Annotated in this window: 11 protein-coding genes; 7 read left to right on the top strand and 4 right to left on the bottom strand. The window is 68.4% G+C overall.

Going from position 1 to position 14,655, the window contains the following annotated elements; genetic code table 11:
- Position 1 precedes the first annotated feature (1 nt).
- Complete coding sequence (gene ligD, locus J7I79_RS05025; RefSeq protein ID WP_214951027.1) at positions 2 to 1,246, bottom strand: non-homologous end-joining DNA ligase; 1,245 nt, start codon at positions 1,244 to 1,246, stop codon at positions 2 to 4.
- Between the two features lie 94 nt (positions 1,247 to 1,340).
- Positions 1,341 to 2,714 (bottom strand): 8-oxoguanine deaminase, encoded by a 1,374-nt coding sequence (locus tag J7I79_RS05020; RefSeq protein WP_214951026.1) that lies wholly within the window; start codon positions 2,712 to 2,714, stop codon positions 1,341 to 1,343.
- A gap of 397 nt (positions 2,715 to 3,111) precedes the next feature.
- Between J7I79_RS05020 and J7I79_RS05015 the strand changes: the two genes are divergently transcribed.
- The 7 genes from J7I79_RS05015 to J7I79_RS04985 all read left to right on the top strand — a co-directional run bounded on the left by J7I79_RS05015 (position 3,112) and on the right by J7I79_RS04985 (position 12,268).
- A complete protein-coding gene (locus tag J7I79_RS05015; protein WP_214951024.1) occupies positions 3,112 to 3,606 on the top strand; it encodes a nucleoside deaminase in 495 nt (164 codons plus the stop codon).
- Positions 3,607 to 3,620: 14 nt separating this feature from the next.
- On the top strand, positions 3,621 to 5,117 hold the full coding sequence (locus J7I79_RS05010) for an NCS2 family permease (RefSeq protein WP_214951151.1): 1,497 nt from the start codon (positions 3,621 to 3,623) through the stop codon (positions 5,115 to 5,117).
- Between the two features lie 177 nt (positions 5,118 to 5,294).
- Positions 5,295 to 6,608 (top strand): XdhC family protein, encoded by a 1,314-nt coding sequence (locus J7I79_RS05005; RefSeq protein WP_214951022.1) that lies wholly within the window; start codon positions 5,295 to 5,297, stop codon positions 6,606 to 6,608.
- Entirely contained in the window at positions 6,599 to 7,588 is a 990-nt protein-coding gene (locus tag J7I79_RS05000; protein WP_214951020.1) for a xanthine dehydrogenase family protein subunit M, read from the top strand. Before J7I79_RS05005 ends, J7I79_RS05000 begins: the two co-directional genes overlap by 10 nt.
- A gap of 2 nt (positions 7,589 to 7,590) precedes the next feature.
- Positions 7,591 to 10,533 carry a molybdopterin cofactor-binding domain-containing protein gene (locus tag J7I79_RS04995; protein ID WP_214951018.1) on the top strand — a complete coding sequence of 981 codons (2,943 nt, stop codon included), beginning with the start codon at positions 7,591 to 7,593 and terminating at the stop codon, positions 10,531 to 10,533.
- Between the two features lie 7 nt (positions 10,534 to 10,540).
- Positions 10,541 to 11,524, top strand: a complete 984-nt coding sequence (locus J7I79_RS04990; protein ID WP_214951016.1) for an aldo/keto reductase — start codon at positions 10,541 to 10,543, stop codon at positions 11,522 to 11,524.
- Positions 11,525 to 11,617: 93 nt separating this feature from the next.
- Complete coding sequence (locus tag J7I79_RS04985; RefSeq protein WP_214951014.1) at positions 11,618 to 12,268, top strand: uracil-DNA glycosylase; 651 nt, start codon at positions 11,618 to 11,620, stop codon at positions 12,266 to 12,268.
- Positions 12,269 to 12,304: 36 nt separating this feature from the next.
- Here J7I79_RS04985 and nboR read toward each other — a convergent pair whose 3' ends face one another.
- Entirely contained in the window at positions 12,305 to 12,913 is a 609-nt protein-coding gene (gene nboR / locus J7I79_RS04980; protein ID WP_214951012.1) for a nicotine blue oxidoreductase, read from the bottom strand.
- A gap of 84 nt (positions 12,914 to 12,997) precedes the next feature.
- Positions 12,998 to 14,655: transketolase-like TK C-terminal-containing protein (locus J7I79_RS04975; protein WP_396020167.1), on the bottom strand; the 1,658-nt coding region annotated here is incomplete at its 5' end.

Here is a 14,655-nt window from a genome sequence, read left to right as displayed (position 1 = left end):
GTCAGGACCCTGGGCGCCCCGGCCACTCCTTGCCTGCCCATGGGTCGTAGTCGGCGATGAGCTCCTCCTGCACCGGACGCTCCGCTTCGGGGACGTGCTGCAGGTTGACCCGCACCCTGTACCAGAGTGAGCTGGACCCGCGCATTCCGTCGACGAGCACATCGGCCGGATGCAGGGCTGGGACGAGGACCGCATGCCGGGTCTTCCACTCATCGAGCGCCGCTAGCGCCTCGGGCTTGGTCTTGGTGCGGGCCACTTCGATGAGCGGCATCACTGACTGCCTGCGGCCCGAGCCGTCGCCGCCGCGCGGCGCCTTCTCGGCGGGCCCGAGCTCGGCCGCCAGCGCGAGGAGACCGTCGAGTGTGCCCGCCGCGTCGTCAATGCCGGCGTGGGGATCACCCACCTTTGCGAAGCGCTCGAGCACCGTGGGCACCGTGAACTGTTCCGGCCGGATGGAGCGGACCTCATCCCAGGTGAGCGGCGTCGACACCCGGGCGTCGGGCAGGGACCGGACCGAGTACGCGGATGCCACAGTGCGGTCCTTCGCGTTCTGGTTGAAGTCGACGAACACGCTCTCGCCGCGCTCCTCCTTCCACCACCGCGCGGTGGCGAGGCCGGGAGCGCGGTTCTCCACCTCGCGGGCGAGGGTCTCCGCGGCGAGCCGCACGTCGCGGTACGACCACTGCGGCGCGATGCGCACAAAGATGTGGAGTCCGCGCGACCCGCTCGTCTTCGGCCACCCCACGAGTCCCATGTCGCCGAGCACCTCCCGTGCCACATACGCGACGTCGACGATCTGGGACCAGCCGACTCCCGGCATCGGATCGAGGTCGACCCGGAGCTCGTCTGGGTGCTCGAGGTCCTCGGCCCGCACGGGATGCGGGTTGAGGTCGAGGCAGCCAAGATTCACCACCCATGCCAGGCCCGCGGCATCCCGGATGACGGCCTCCTCGGCCGACGTCCCCGACGCGTAGTGCAGCGTCGTCGTGTCGATGAAGTCGGGGTGGTTTTCGGGCACGCGCTTCTGGAAGAACGGCTCGGCGTCGATGCCCTTCGGGAAGCGCTTGAGCACCATTGGCCGGCCGCCGGCGCCGCGCAGCGCACCATCCGCGACGGCGAGGTAGTAGCGCACCAGATCGAGCTTCGTCAGCCCGGGCTCGGGGAACACCACCTTGTCCGGACTCGAGATGCGAACCTCGGTGCCGTCAATGTTGAGGATCTCGGCCGGGGCCTTCGACGGGTTCATTCCGTCACGCTAGCAACGATCGGATGTCCCAGCTAGAGCAGCTGCTGTCCCAGCTAGAGCAGCTGCGCGGCATGCGGAAGCGGCCCGGAACGGCCTAGCCGTTCACCAGCTTCCGGGCTGCGGCCGAGTGCTCGGCGATGAGCCCGGCAACATCAAGTCCGGGAATCTGCCCGTCCACCACGCGCCACTGCCCGCCCGCCATCACGCGGTCGGCCCGGTCCGCCCCGCAGAGCAGGAGTGCGGCGAGGGGGTCGTGGCTGCCGGAGAAGCGCAGGCCGTCCAACCGGAACAGCGCCACGTCCGCCTGCATCCCCGGAGCCAACTGCCCCAGGTCGGGACGGCCCAGCACCGCCGCCGACCCGCGTGTCGCCCAGCCCAGCGCCCGTTCCACCGGGACCTGCGCCCCGTACCGCAGCCGCTGCAGGTACAGCGCCTGCCGCGCCTCGAGGATCATGTTCGAGGCATCGTTCGACGCCGAGCCGTCCACTCCCAGCCCCACGGGCACTCCCGCGTCTTCCAGCTCGAGCACGCGGGCAGCGCCCGAGGCCAGCCGCATGTTTGAGGTGGGGCAGTGCGCGACGGCGGTGCCCGCGGCCCCCAGCGCGGCGATCTCGGCGTCGCTGAAGTGGATGCCGTGGCCCAGCCAGGTCCGGCTGCCCAGCCATCCCACGCTCTCCAGGTACTCCACGGTGCGCAGGCCGAACATCTCCCGGCAAAAGTCTTCCTCATCCAGGGTTTCGGCCAGGTGCGTGTGCAGGCGGACGTCGTGCCGTTCCGCCAGGGCAGCGCTTTCGGCCATGATCTCCTTCGTCACGGAAAACGGCGAGCACGGGGCCAGTGCAATCTGGATGACGGCGCCGTCGCCCCGCTCGTGGTACTCGCGGATGAGCCGTTCGCTGTCCGCCAGTATCACTTCCGGCGCCTGGACAGTCGACTGCGGCGGCAGGCCGCCGTCGTCCTCCCCGAGTGTCATGGAACCGCGGGTGAGGGTTGCCCGCATGCCCAGCTCGCGCACTGCCCGGACCTCAATGTCGATGGCGTCTTCCATGCCGTCGGGGAAAAGGTAGTGGTGGTCCGCGGCAGTGGTGCAGCCGGAGAGCAGCAGTTCCGCGAGCGCAACGGTGGTGGCCAGCTCCAGGTCCCGCGGCTTGAGCCGCGCCCAGACCGGATACAGGTTCTGCAGCCACGGGAACAGCGGCGCGTTGGCCACCGGACCCCAGGCCCGTGTAAGCGTTTGGTAGAAGTGGTGGTGCGTGTTGATCAGGCCCGGCAGCAGGACATGGCTGCCGGCGTCGAACGTTTCCTGGCAGGGCACGGACGGTAGCTGGCCGGCGGCCAGAACCTCCGTGATCACTCCGCCACTGACCACGATGCCGCCGGAGGCGTCCAGGGCGTTGGCGGTGAAGGCTGCGAGCGGATTCCGGATCCAGAGCCGGGATTCCCTGGGGTGTGGGGGGTGCGTGGACATGAGGGCGCTCCTGTCTGAGTGTGCGGTTGAAATGCCAGCTCAGTGAAGGCCTGTCTGCTGATCCAGGCTCCCGGCGCAGGCTAAGGCGAGCGCCGGTTGGGCATCAGCGTAGGACGGCGGGATGGGGCGCGTCAACGCTCCGGACGGAGCCAACCCGATGTGACAACTTGGACATCCAAATTTCACATCACGAAATTAACTTTCCAAAAACTATGGCGCAGCTCACGTTCCGGTGCTAGTCTCGATTTTGCCAAAGGCGGGCCCCCGGGACTACGGGGAAGCTATCTACCAGGCGCAACTTAACCTTCAAAAGCACATGCTGAAGCCTGGTAACCGTCGCATCTGGCCCTTTCGTTCCACCTCGGCGTACCGGCTTCCAAGCAAAGGGAGTCGCATCATGAGTACCACCGTCACGGCCCAGGAATTCCTGGCCAAATCCATTGAGTTGGCCACGGCCAACGTCCTGAACAGCGGCGGTCCGTTTGGCGCCGTCATTGTCACGGCAGACGGAAAAACGTTCGACGGCGTCAACCGCGTCACCGCCACGAACGACCCCACAGCCCACGCCGAAGTCACCGCCATCCGCCGGGCGTGCAGCGAACTTGGCACGTTCGACCTCACCGGAGCCACCCTCTACACCAGCTGTGAGCCGTGCCCCATGTGCCTGGCTTCGGCGCTGTGGGCCCGGGTGGAGCGCGTGGTGTTCGCGGCGGACCGGCACGACGCAGCCTCCGTCGGCTTCGACGACGCCGTGTTCTACGAGTACTTCGAAAACGACCAGCGCGATGCGCTGATGCCGGTGACCAAGCTGGAGCTCGAGGACCCCCAGGCGCCTCCGGTCCTTCAACCGTTCAACACCTGGAACACGCTCGACTCCAGGATTGACTACTAGGGCCGGTGGCTGACATGACAATCCTGGACACCACCTCCGAAGTGCGGCAGCAACCTGCCGCCCCCAAGCGCCCGCGGCCGTCGAACGCATTCCTGGACCGTTTCTTCGAGATCACCAAGCGCGGCTCCACCGTGGCCCGCGAGGTCCGCGGCGGACTGGTCACCTTCTTCACCATGGCCTACATCGTCATCCTGAACCCGCTGATCCTTGGCGGCTTCAGCGCGGACAATGCCCCCACCGACGTTGCCGGGGGCTGGCTGTCCGCAGCGCAGGTCGGTGCCGTCACCGGCCTGACCGCCGGCGTGATGACCATCCTGTTCGGACTGGTCGCCAACCTCCCCTTCGGACTCGCGGCAGGCCTGGGCATCAACTCCTTCCTGGCAGTGGCAGTTATCCAGGAAGTCACCTGGGCCGAGGCCATGGGCCTGGTGGTCATCAACGGCATCCTGATTGTGCTCTTCGGCGTCACCGGCGCCCGGACAGCCATCTTCCGGGCCGTGCCCAAGGAGCTGAAGGCCGCCATCACGGTGGGCATCGGCCTGTTCATCGCCTTCATCGGGTTCGTGGATTCGGGCTTTGTCCGGGCCACGACGGCGGGCCCTCCGGTCCAGCTGGGTGACAACGGCTCCATCACCTCGGTTCCCACCCTGGTGTTCATCGTGGGGCTGCTGGTCATGGGCGTCCTCGTGGCCCGCAAGGTGCAGGGCGGCCTGCTGATCGGCATCGTGGCCACCACTGTGCTGGCCGCGGTCGTCGAAGCATTCATGAAGATCGGCCCCGGCAGCGAAAGCAACCCCGGCGGCTGGCACCTCAACACCCCTGTTCTCTCCGGCCAGCTCGTGTCCGCCCCGGACCTTGGCCTGGTGGGGCAGTTCGATCTGTTCGGTGCCTTCGGCCGGATCGGCGGACTCGCCGCCACCATGCTGGTGTTCACGCTGGTGTTCACCAACTTCTTTGATGCCATGGGCACCATGACCGGCCTGGCCAAGAGCGCCGGCGTGGCGCACAAGGACGGTACGTTCCCGCGGCTGAAGTCGGCCTTCATCGTCGAAGGCCTGGGAGCCGTCGCGGGCGGTGCCACCTCCGGTTCATCCAACACGGTGTACATCGATTCCGCCGCGGGCATCGGGGAAGGCGCCCGCACCGGACTGGCCTCCGTGGTCACGGGCGTGCTGTTCCTGGGTTCGATGTTCCTGACCCCGCTCACGTCAGTGGTGCCGCTGGAAGTGGCCGCCGCAGCCCTGGTGGTGGTTGGCGCCATGATGATGGCCCAGATCCGCGAGATCAAGTTCAGCAAGTTCTCCGTGGCGCTCCCGGCGTTCCTGACCATCGTCACCATGCCGCTGAGCTACTCCATCGCCAACGGCATCGGCGTGGGCTTCATCTCCTGGGCGGTCATCAGTGCCTGCTCCGGCAAGATCCGGAAGGTCCACCCGCTGATGTGGGTGGTCACGGCCGGCTTCCTGGTGTACTTCGCCCGCGGTCCCATCAACGCCCTGCTGGGCGCATAGGGACCCCCTTAGACCGGACCGGGGCAGGCAGATGGGGCCGGCCCCGGTCCACCAAACTGCAACATCGCTGACTGCAAGGAAATTACGGCGGGCGCCACTACTGCCGGTGCTTCCCCCGGCGCAGGATAGGAACGAGAATATGGACACCATCGCGGCACAGGAAAAGGGAGTGCGGCAATGTTGGATCTGATGCCTTCACTGAAGGAATGGCAGCCCGCCGCTACCGGCCAGCGCTGCGCCGTGGCCACCGTAGTGGGCGCCGGCGGATCCGTGCCGCGGCCGCTGGGCACGTCCATGCTCGTGTCCGAGGCGGGAGACGTCCTCGGCAGCCTGTCCGGCGGCTGCGTTGAGGGCGCCGTCGTGGAGGCGGCGCTGGCGGCACTGCACGACGGCGGCACCCGCCGCGAGTTTTTCGGCTACAGCGCCGAGGACGCGTTCGCCGTCGGGCTCACCTGCGGCGGGGAGCTGGAGATCCACATCGAGCCGCTCGGCTCGGCCCCGGGGGGCCTCAGGCTGGAGAGCCTGCAGGCGTTCACCGGCCACGGCCCCGCGAGTGCCCTGGCGCTGATCAGGAGGGTGGACGCCCACGGGGGCGGCGCCGTCGTGATCCCGGATCCGGCCACGTACCGGGTGGACTCTTCCGCCGAACTCGCGGCGCTGCTGGGCCTGGCCTCCCTAGGGGCACCGGCTGCCGGCCGGCTGATGCTGGCGGCCGCTGCCCAGCTGGAACCGCTGTTGCGCGGCGGCCGGACCGGCCTGGTCCGGCTTGCCCCGCCGGAGGGTTGCCTTCCGGCTGGCATGGCCGCTGCCATGGCCGGGGAAGTTCCCGGCGCGGGTTCCGGCACACTCGTGCCACAAGGCCACGCCACAAACACAGCCACCGGTCCGGAGCCCATCACCCTGCTCGTGGAGAGCCGGCTTCCACCGGCCCGCCTGCTGATCTTCGGCGCCAACGACTTCGGCGCGGCCCTGCTGCCCGCTGCCCAGCTGCTGGGCTACCACGTGACGCTGTGCGATGCCCGGCCTGCCTTCGCGGGCCAGTCACGGTTCGCCGGCGCGGACCAGGTGGTCACGGCCTGGCCGCACCGCTACCTCGCGGAGGAAGCCGCGGCGGGGCGGATCGACGCCCGGACCGTGGCCTGCGTCCTGACCCACGACCCGAAGTTCGACATCCCGCTGCTGCAAACGGCGCTGAGCCTGGATCTTGCTTACGTGGGCGCCATGGGATCACGGCGAAGCCACCGGCAGCGTGTCGATTCGCTGCTTGCCGCCGGGGTTCCGGCCGAGGCCCTGTCCCGGCTGCATTCGCCCATCGGCCTGGACCTGGGCGCCGTGACCCCGGCCGAGGTGGCCGTGTCCATCACCGCCGAGCTGGTGGCCAGCCGCAGCCGCTCCGCCGGGGCATCAGTGCGGGCATCGTCGCTGAAGGACGGCACGGGCCCCATTCACAACGTCAACACCACGCAACACCAGGAGACCCCATGGACATGAACACCATCGAGGCCGTGGTCCGCACCGAGGACCCGGCCGAATGGCGCGACGGGGATGCCTGGCTCGCAGGCGGAACGGTCCTCTTCTCCTACGGGAGCCTCGCCTTCGGCAAGGAGCCGCTCCGCCGGCTGCTGGACCTCGGCGCCGCCGGCTGGCCCGCCGTCACAGTCACTGAAACGGGCATCGAGCTCGCGGCAACGTGCACTGTGGCGGAGCTCTACGCGCTGCCTTCCTCCGACGTTTTGGGGGAGCGGACAGCTGCCTGGCCCGCCCTAAGCCTCGTCCGCCCCTGTTGCGACTCCTTCGTGGCCTCCTTCAAGGTGTGGAACATGTCCACCGTGGGCGGCAACCTCTGCACGTCGCTGCCCGCCGGTCCCATGATCTCGCTGTGCGCCGCGCTCGACGGCGAGGCCACCGTGCTCGGACCGGGCGGTTCCCGCCGCACCGTGCCGGTGGCCGACTTCGTCACGGGGGACGGCAAGAACTGCCTGGCGCCCGGCGAACTCCTGCGCAGCATCCACCTTCCGGCGTCGGCCCTTGCCGCCAGGGTGGCCTTCCGCCGGCTGTCGCTCAGCAACCTGGGACGGTCCGGGGTTCTGCTGATTGGAAGGCTCGACGCCGACGGCACCCTGGTCCTCACCGTCACCGCCGCCACCAAACGCCCCGTCCAACTGCGCTTCGGTGCGCCGCACGGCGCCGCGACGTCGGCAGCTGCCCTCGTCGAAGCACTCGATGCCGCCATTCCGGCGGAGATGTACCACAACGACATCCACGGCCTGCCGGCCTGGCGGAAAGACATGACCTACCGCCTCGCGGAGGAGATCCGGGCCGAGCTGGAGGCCCCGGCCGGGATTCCGCCCGTCCGTGTCTCCGGGGATTTCTGGCCGCCGCCGCAGACCCCTCCGCAGCACTCATCGCCGCAGCACAACGCCCGGCGCACGGCTTCATCGCCGCCTTCGTCTCAGCAGGAAGGGGCCTGAGCATGGCCACCGACACCACCCGCACCATCGAAATCAACGGCGTTCCGGCCTCGGCTGAACCGCGCCCCGGCCAGTGCCTGCGCACGTTCCTTCGGGAGCAGGGAAACTTCGGCGTCAAGAAGGGCTGCGACGGCGGTGACTGCGGGGCCTGCACGGTCCATGTGGACGGCACCCCCGTGCACAGCTGCATCTACCCGGCCGTGCGGGCCGAAGGGCACGCCGTCACCACCGTCGAGGGGCTGGCCCGCACCTGCGGATCGTCCGGAGGGACTGACGCGAACGGCACCGGGACGAACGGCACCGGTAAGGACAGCGCCGGTAAGGACAGCGCCGGGACGGCAGGAGCCGCCGGCGCCGCCCTCCACCCGATGCAGCAGCAATTCCTGGACCGCCAGGGATTCCAGTGCGGATTCTGTACTGCCGGCATGGTGATGACGGCCGCCACGTTCGACGAGGAGCAGAAGGAAAACCTGCCCCGCAACCTCAAAGGCAATCTCTGCCGCTGCACTGGGTACCGGGCCATCGAGGATGCCGTCTGCGGCCATGAGGGGCACCCGGACCCCAAAGGCCCGGGTTCGGGGATCGCCGGCGAAGGCCAGCCGGAGCCCAAGCCAGGCCAGCTCGGCGACGACGTGCCCGCGCCCGCGAGCCTCGCCATTGTCACCGGCAAAGCGCGCTATACCCTGGATGTGCCCGCGGAGGAACTGCAAGGGCTGTTGCACCTGAAGCTCCTGCGCTCACCGCACGCCCACGCCCGGGTGCTCTCCATCGACTCAACCGCGGCCCTGGAAATCCCCGGCGTGGTGGCCGTCTTCACCCACGAGGACGCCCCGGAACAGCTGTTCTCCACGGCACAGCACGAGCTGTACACCGACGATCCGGACGATACGCGCGTCCTGGACGACGTGGTCCGGTTCATCGGGCAGAAGGTTGCCGCCGTCGTCGCCGATTCTGTGGCGGCGGCGGAAGCCGGCGTGCGCGCCCTCAAGGCCGACTACCAAGTGCTGGACGCCGTCTTCACGCCCGAGGAGGCAATGCGGCCGGGTGCACCGGCCGTCCACGGCGAAAAGGACGCGGGCACCGCACGCATCAGCCGGCCCGAACAGAACGTCGTAGCGGAGCTGCATTCGGAACTCGGCAGTGTGGCCACCGGGTTTGCCGAGGCCGATTTCATCCACGAACAGACGTACCGGACCCAGCGCGTGCAGCACACTGCGTTGGAAACGCACGCCTCGATCGCCTCCGTGGACCCTGACGGCAGGCTGCAGGTCCGGACCTCCAGCCAGGTGCCGTTCCTGGTCCGCCGCACCCTGTCCCGGGTCTTTGCCATGCCGGAAGAGCAGATCCGTGTGGTGGCCGGCCGGGTGGGCGGCGGCTTCGGCGGGAAACAGGAAGTGCTCACCGAGGACGTCGTCGCTCTGGCGGCGCTGAAGCTGAAGCGGCCGGTGCAGCTCGAATTCACCCGGACGGAGCAGTTCACGGCCTCCACCACCCGGCACCCGTTCACTATCCACCTCAAAGCCGGTGCCAGCAGGGACGGCCGGCTCACGGCGCTGCAGCTGGACGTGCTCACCAACACCGGCGCCTACGGCAACCATGCCCCGGGCGTGATGTTCCACGGCTGCGGCGAATCCCTGGGCGTGTACAAGTGCGCCAACAAGAAGGTGGACGCCCACGCCGTCTACACGAACACGGTTCCCTCCGGGGCGTTCCGCGGCTACGGCCTGAGCCAGATGATCTTCGCCATCGAGTCCGGCATCGACGAGCTCGCCACCGGGATCGGGATGGACCCGCTGGAGTTCCGCCGCCACAACATGGTCCTGGAGGGCGATGACATGCTCTCCACCCATTCCGAACCGGAAGAGGACGTCCACTACGGCAGCTACGGGCTGGACCAGTGCACCCGGCTGGTGCGGGACGCACTGGCCCGCGGGCTCGAACGGTACCGGGCTGCCGGGCTGGATGACCTGGGCCCGGACTGGGTCACGGGGGAGGGGACGGCGCTGTCCATGATCGACACCGTCCCGCCGCGCGGCCACTTTGCCCACTCCAAGGTCCGGCTCCTTCCGGACGGAACGTACGCGGCCGACGTCGGGACCGCCGAATTCGGCAACGGCACCACCACTGTCCACGCCCAGCTCGCGGCCACTGCCCTGTCCACGACGGCCGGGCGCGTCACCGTGCGGCAGTCGGACACGGACCTGGTGCAGCACGATACGGGCGCCTTCGGCTCGGCCGGAACGGTGGTGGCCGGCAAGGCCACGCTGGCCGCGGCCGAGGAGCTTGCGGTCCGTATCCGCGCGTTTGCCGCCGGCATCCGGCAGGTGCAGTCCTCCGGCTGCGTGCTGGAGGATGACGCCGTGGTCTGCGAGGGAACCCGGGTGCCCCTGACGGAAATCTTTGGCGCCGCCGAAGCGGCCGGCGTCGAGCTTGCCACCGAGGGGCACTGGGGCGGGACGCCCCGATCGGTCGCCTTCAACGTCCAGGGCTTCCGGGTGGCGGTCCACACCGGAACCGGGGAACTGAAGATCCTGCAGAGCGTCCAGGCCGCCGACGCCGGCGTGGTGGTCAACCCGCGGCAGTGCCGCGGCCAGATCGAAGGCGGTATCGCCCAGGCTCTCGGCGCTGCGCTGTATGAGGAAGTCAGGGTGGACGACGGCGGGAAGGTCACCACGGACATCCTGCGGCAGTACCACATCCCCACCTTCGCGGACGTGCCCCGCAGCGAGGTGTACTTCGCCGAAACCAGCGACAAGATGGGTCCGCTGGGGGCCAAGTCAATGAGCGAGAGCCCGTTCAATCCGGTGGCTCCGGCGCTGGCGAATGCCATCCGGAACGCCACGGGCGTGAGGTTCGCCGAGCTGCCCATCGCGAGGGACAAGATTTACCTGGGACTGAAGGAAGCAGGCCTGGCGTCCCGGTTGGAGGGGGCCAACGGCCTATAGTCGGATGATGGAAAAGCGCATGTTGGGCAAGACCGGACGGAACGTCTCCATTGTTGGCCTGGGGACCTGGCAGCTTGGCGCGGACTGGGGCAACGTGGACCCCGCGCAGGCACGGGACATCCTCGCCGCGTCCGTGGAAGCCGGTGTCACGTTCTTCGACACCGCTGACGTCTATGGCGACGGACGCAGCGAGCAGGCCATCGGCGCATTCCTGGCGGACAACCCCGGCCTGGACATCACCGTGGCCACCAAGATGGGCCGCCGGATGGAGCAGCAGCCGGAGAACTACAGCCTCGTCAATTTCCGCGAGTGGACGGACCGGTCCCGCCGCAACCTGGGCACGGAGCAGCTGGACCTGGTGCAGCTGCACTGCCCGCCCACCGCCGTGTACAGCAGCGCCGAAGTCTATGACGCGCTGGATACCCTCGTAGCTGAGGGTGCCATCCGGAACTACGGCGTGAGCGTGGAGCGGACCGACGAAGCCCTCGAAGCCATCCGGCACGAGGGCACGGCCACGGTGCAGATCATTCTCAACGCCTTCCGGCTCAAACCGCTGGACGTGGTGCTGCCCGCGGCCGAGGCAGCCGGCGTTGGCATCATCGCCCGGGTTCCCCTCGCGTCGGGGCTGCTGTCCGGCAAGTACACGGAGGACACGTCCTTCGCGGAGGACGACCACCGGAATTTCAACCGCGACGGCTCATCATTCGACGTCGGGGAGACCTTCTCCGGTGTGGATTTCGGGCAGGGCCTCAAAGCGGTGGCCGAGTTCGAGGAATTGGTGCCCGACGGCGTCAGCACCGCCCAGGCGGCCATCGCCTGGATCGCGGCGCAGGACGGTGTCAGCACGGTGATCCCGGGCGCGCGGAACGTGGACCAGGCCCGCTCCAACGCCGCCGCGGCGGATGTCACCGGCATCGACGCAACGTTCGACGTCGGCGTCCGCGAAATCTACGACAGCTACTTCCGCGAAGCAATCCACCCGCGCTGGTAGGCGGCGTCACCTACGCGCGAACTTGCAGATAATGACCTCAAACCGGGCATTTGACGTCGTTATCTGCAAGTTCGCGCTTCGAAGGGGACTTGCTTGAGCACATCATCCATCGACGGCTTTGTGGACCGGCTCGCGGCCGTGGCAACCGGGCCCGGGTGCACCAACTTCTTCGATCACGCCGTGCCGGCCAATGCGCAGCGCCGCCGGAACCTGGGAATCTACCTGCAGGAGATGCTGGACCGAGCCCCGAAGGTGCTGCTCGTGGGGGAGGCCCCCGGCTTCAGGGGAATGCGGATCACCGGCGTTCCCTTCACCAACCGCTCCATGTTCGAAGGACCCGCGAACAGCTTCGGGCTGTTCGGGCCGGGAAAGGGCTACGTGCTGCCGGCCGAAGCTGCGGGCGTTGCGTCCGAGCCGACCGCAACGGTGATGTGGCAGGTGCTGGCCGAGCTGGACTTCCTTCCCCTGCTGTGGAGCGCCTGCCCCTGGCACACGCATGTGCCCGGGCGGCCGTTGTCCAACCGCACGCCGACGGCCGCCGAGACAGCCCTGGGAACGCAGTTTTGGCAGGCGCTAACGGAACTGTTTCCCATCGAAACCGTGGTGGCCGTGGGCAATGTGGCCCACCGCAGCCTGCAGCGGAGCGGGCTGGACGTGCCGAAAATCAGGCACCCCGCCCATGGCGGCAGATCCTGGTTCAAGCGGAGCCTGGAGGAGCTGCTCTCAACGGGGACGCGGCAGTAGGGCGTTCTCCCAGGGGGTCCGGGCCCGGGCCGTGGCCTAGTCGAGCAGCCGCAGCTGGTCCGGCGTATCCAGGTCTTCGCCGCCGGACTGGTCGCTGCAGTCCACCAAGTCGATGAGTTCCGGGCAGGCCCGCAGGAAGAGCCGGGCACCGGCGTCGCCCGTTGCTGATTCTGCCGCTTCGGCACGCAGGGTGACGTCCAGCAGCAGCGGATGGCCGCGCCGGAGGGTGCCTCCCGGCCCGCGGTACGCGGCGGCGGTCACCCGGCCGGGCCGGTGCGCTGCCAGCACGCGGGCCACGGTTTCCGGTGTCAGGCCAGGCTGGTCCACGAGTGCCATCAGCACATGGTCCTCACCTGCGGCCGCAGCAATTCCCCGCCGGAACGAACTGCCCATTCCCGACTGCCAATCCGGGTTTTCGACGACGGTGTACTTGGCCAGGTCCGTGGTATCGCGGACCTTCGCCGCGCCGGAGCCGAGGACGATGACGACCTCGCGGCAGCCGCCGTCGAGCAGCGCGCCGGCCAGCACTTCCACCAGGGTCCGGCCGCGGAACGGCAACAGCGCCTTGGGTCCACGCCCAAGCCGGGCGCCCGCCCCGGCGGCAAGCAGCACCGCCGTCGTGCGCGGTTCAGTCGAGTCAGCCATCGCCCCAGCCTATCCACCCGAAGGACGGCTGACGGCGGTGCCCCCAAGGGGACACCGCCGTCAGCTGTCGCACAAATTGGCCTGTCAGGCGTCGCCGCCTGCTCCGCCGGTGGTGCCGGCGTTGACGTCCAGAAGCTTGTAGCGGTCCATGGCGTACGACGGCGCGCCCTCCTCCACGTCGCCCCTCGCCGCGAGCAGCTGCAACGTCTTCACCACGATGGAGTGGGTGTCGTTCTTGAAGAAGCGGCGTGCCGCGGCCCGGGTGTCGGAGAAACCGAAGCCGTCCGCGCCGAGGGAGGCGAACTGGTGGGGGAGGAACTGGCGGATCTGGTCCGGGACGGCCTTCATGTAGTCCGAGACCGCCACGACGGGACCCTGCGCATCGGCCATCTGCTGGGCCACAAACGGGATCCGGGCAGGTTCGCCGGGGTTCAGGAATGCTTCCTCCTCGGCGGCGAGACCGTCGCGGCGCAGTTCGTTCCAGGACGTGACGGACCAGACGTCCGCGGAGACGCCCCAGTCCTCGGCCAGGATCCGCTGGGCTTCGAGCGCCCACGGCACCGAAACACCCGATGCAAGAATCTGGCTCTTGGGACCTTCTGCGCCCGACGCCGACACCCGGTAGATGCCTTTCAGCACACCGTTGACATCGAGGTTCTCGGGCTCGTTCGGCTGGGTGATGGGTTCGTTGTAGACGGTGATGTAGTACATCAGGTTTTTATCGGATGCAGCTCCGGTTCCTTCGCCGCTTGCGGCGGCCTCCGGGCCGTACATGCGCTCGATGCCGTCGCGCATGATGTGGCCCATTTCGTAGCCGTAGGCGGGGTCGTAGGTGACCACTGCCGGGTTGGTGGCGGCGAGGATGGGGGAGTGGCCGTCGGCGTGCTGGAGTCCTTCGCCGGTGAGGGTGGTCCGGCCTGCGGTGGCGCCGATGATGAAGCCGCGGGTCATCTGGTCCGCTGCGGCCCAGAAGGCGTCGCCGGTGCGCTGGAAGCCGAACATGGAGTAGAACACGTAGACCGGGATCAGCGGTACGCCGTGGGTGGCGTAGGCGGTGCCGGCGGCGGTGAAGGCTGCGACGGCGCCGGCTTCGTTGATGCCGGGGTGGATCAGCTGGCCCTGGGCGGATTCCTTGTAGGCCAGGACCAGGTCCCGGTCCACGGAGAGGTAGTTCTGTCCGCCCGGGTTGTAGATCTTCGCGGTTGGGAAGAACGCGTCCATGCCGAACGTGCGGGATTCGTCCGGCACGATGGGTACGATCCGGTGCCCGAACTTCTTATCGCGGAGGAGGTCCTTGAGCAGGCGGACAAATGCCATGGTGGTGGCGGCCTGCTGCTTGCCGGTGCCGCGCTTGGCGACGTCAAACGTCTTGGCTTCGGGCAGTTCAATGGCCGCGTGGTTGGGACGGCGCTCAGGCGCGTAGCCTCCCAGCGCCGCGCGCCGCTCAAGGAGATAGGCGATCTCAGGTGCGTCCGTGCCGGGGTGGAAGTACGGAGGGCTGTAAGGGTCCTCCTCCAGCCGGGCGTCGGAGATCGGAATCCTTAAGTAATCCCGGAATTCCTTGAGGTCGTCGAGGGTGAGTTTTTTCATCTGGTGGGTGGCGTTGCGGCCTTCGAAGTGCGGTCCGAGTCCGTAGCCCTTGACCGTTTTGGCCAGGATCACGGTGGGTTTGCCCTTGAATTCGGTTGCTGCCTTGTACGCGGCGTAGACCTTGCGGTAGTCGTGGCCGCCGCGCTTGAGGT

It is taken from the genome of Arthrobacter sp. ISL-69, from assembly GCF_018613775.1.
GTDB lineage: Bacteria > Actinomycetota > Actinomycetes > Actinomycetales > Micrococcaceae > Arthrobacter.
This window is presented reverse-complemented; position numbering and strand designations above follow the sequence as displayed.

Excerpts from the sequence above, each read along its gene's own strand:
- J7I79_RS05000 (WP_214951020.1), top strand. The coding sequence starts at position 6,599 with ATGGACATGAACACCATCGAGGCCGTGGTCCGCACCGAGGACCCGGCC.
- J7I79_RS05010 (WP_214951151.1), top strand. The coding sequence starts at position 3,621 with ATGACAATCCTGGACACCACCTCCGAAGTGCGGCAGCAACCTGCCGCC.
- ligD (WP_214951027.1), bottom strand. The coding sequence starts at position 1,246 with ATGAACCCGTCGAAGGCCCCGGCCGAGATCCTCAACATTGACGGCACC.
- J7I79_RS04990 (WP_214951016.1), top strand. The coding sequence starts at position 10,541 with ATGGAAAAGCGCATGTTGGGCAAGACCGGACGGAACGTCTCCATTGTT.
- J7I79_RS05020 (WP_214951026.1), bottom strand. The coding sequence starts at position 2,714 with ATGTCCACGCACCCCCCACACCCCAGGGAATCCCGGCTCTGGATCCGG.
- nboR (WP_214951012.1), bottom strand. The coding sequence starts at position 12,913 with ATGGCTGACTCGACTGAACCGCGCACGACGGCGGTGCTGCTTGCCGCC.
- J7I79_RS05005 (WP_214951022.1), top strand. The coding sequence starts at position 5,295 with ATGTTGGATCTGATGCCTTCACTGAAGGAATGGCAGCCCGCCGCTACC.
- J7I79_RS05015 (WP_214951024.1), top strand. The coding sequence starts at position 3,112 with ATGAGTACCACCGTCACGGCCCAGGAATTCCTGGCCAAATCCATTGAG.
- J7I79_RS04995 (WP_214951018.1), top strand. The coding sequence starts at position 7,591 with ATGGCCACCGACACCACCCGCACCATCGAAATCAACGGCGTTCCGGCC.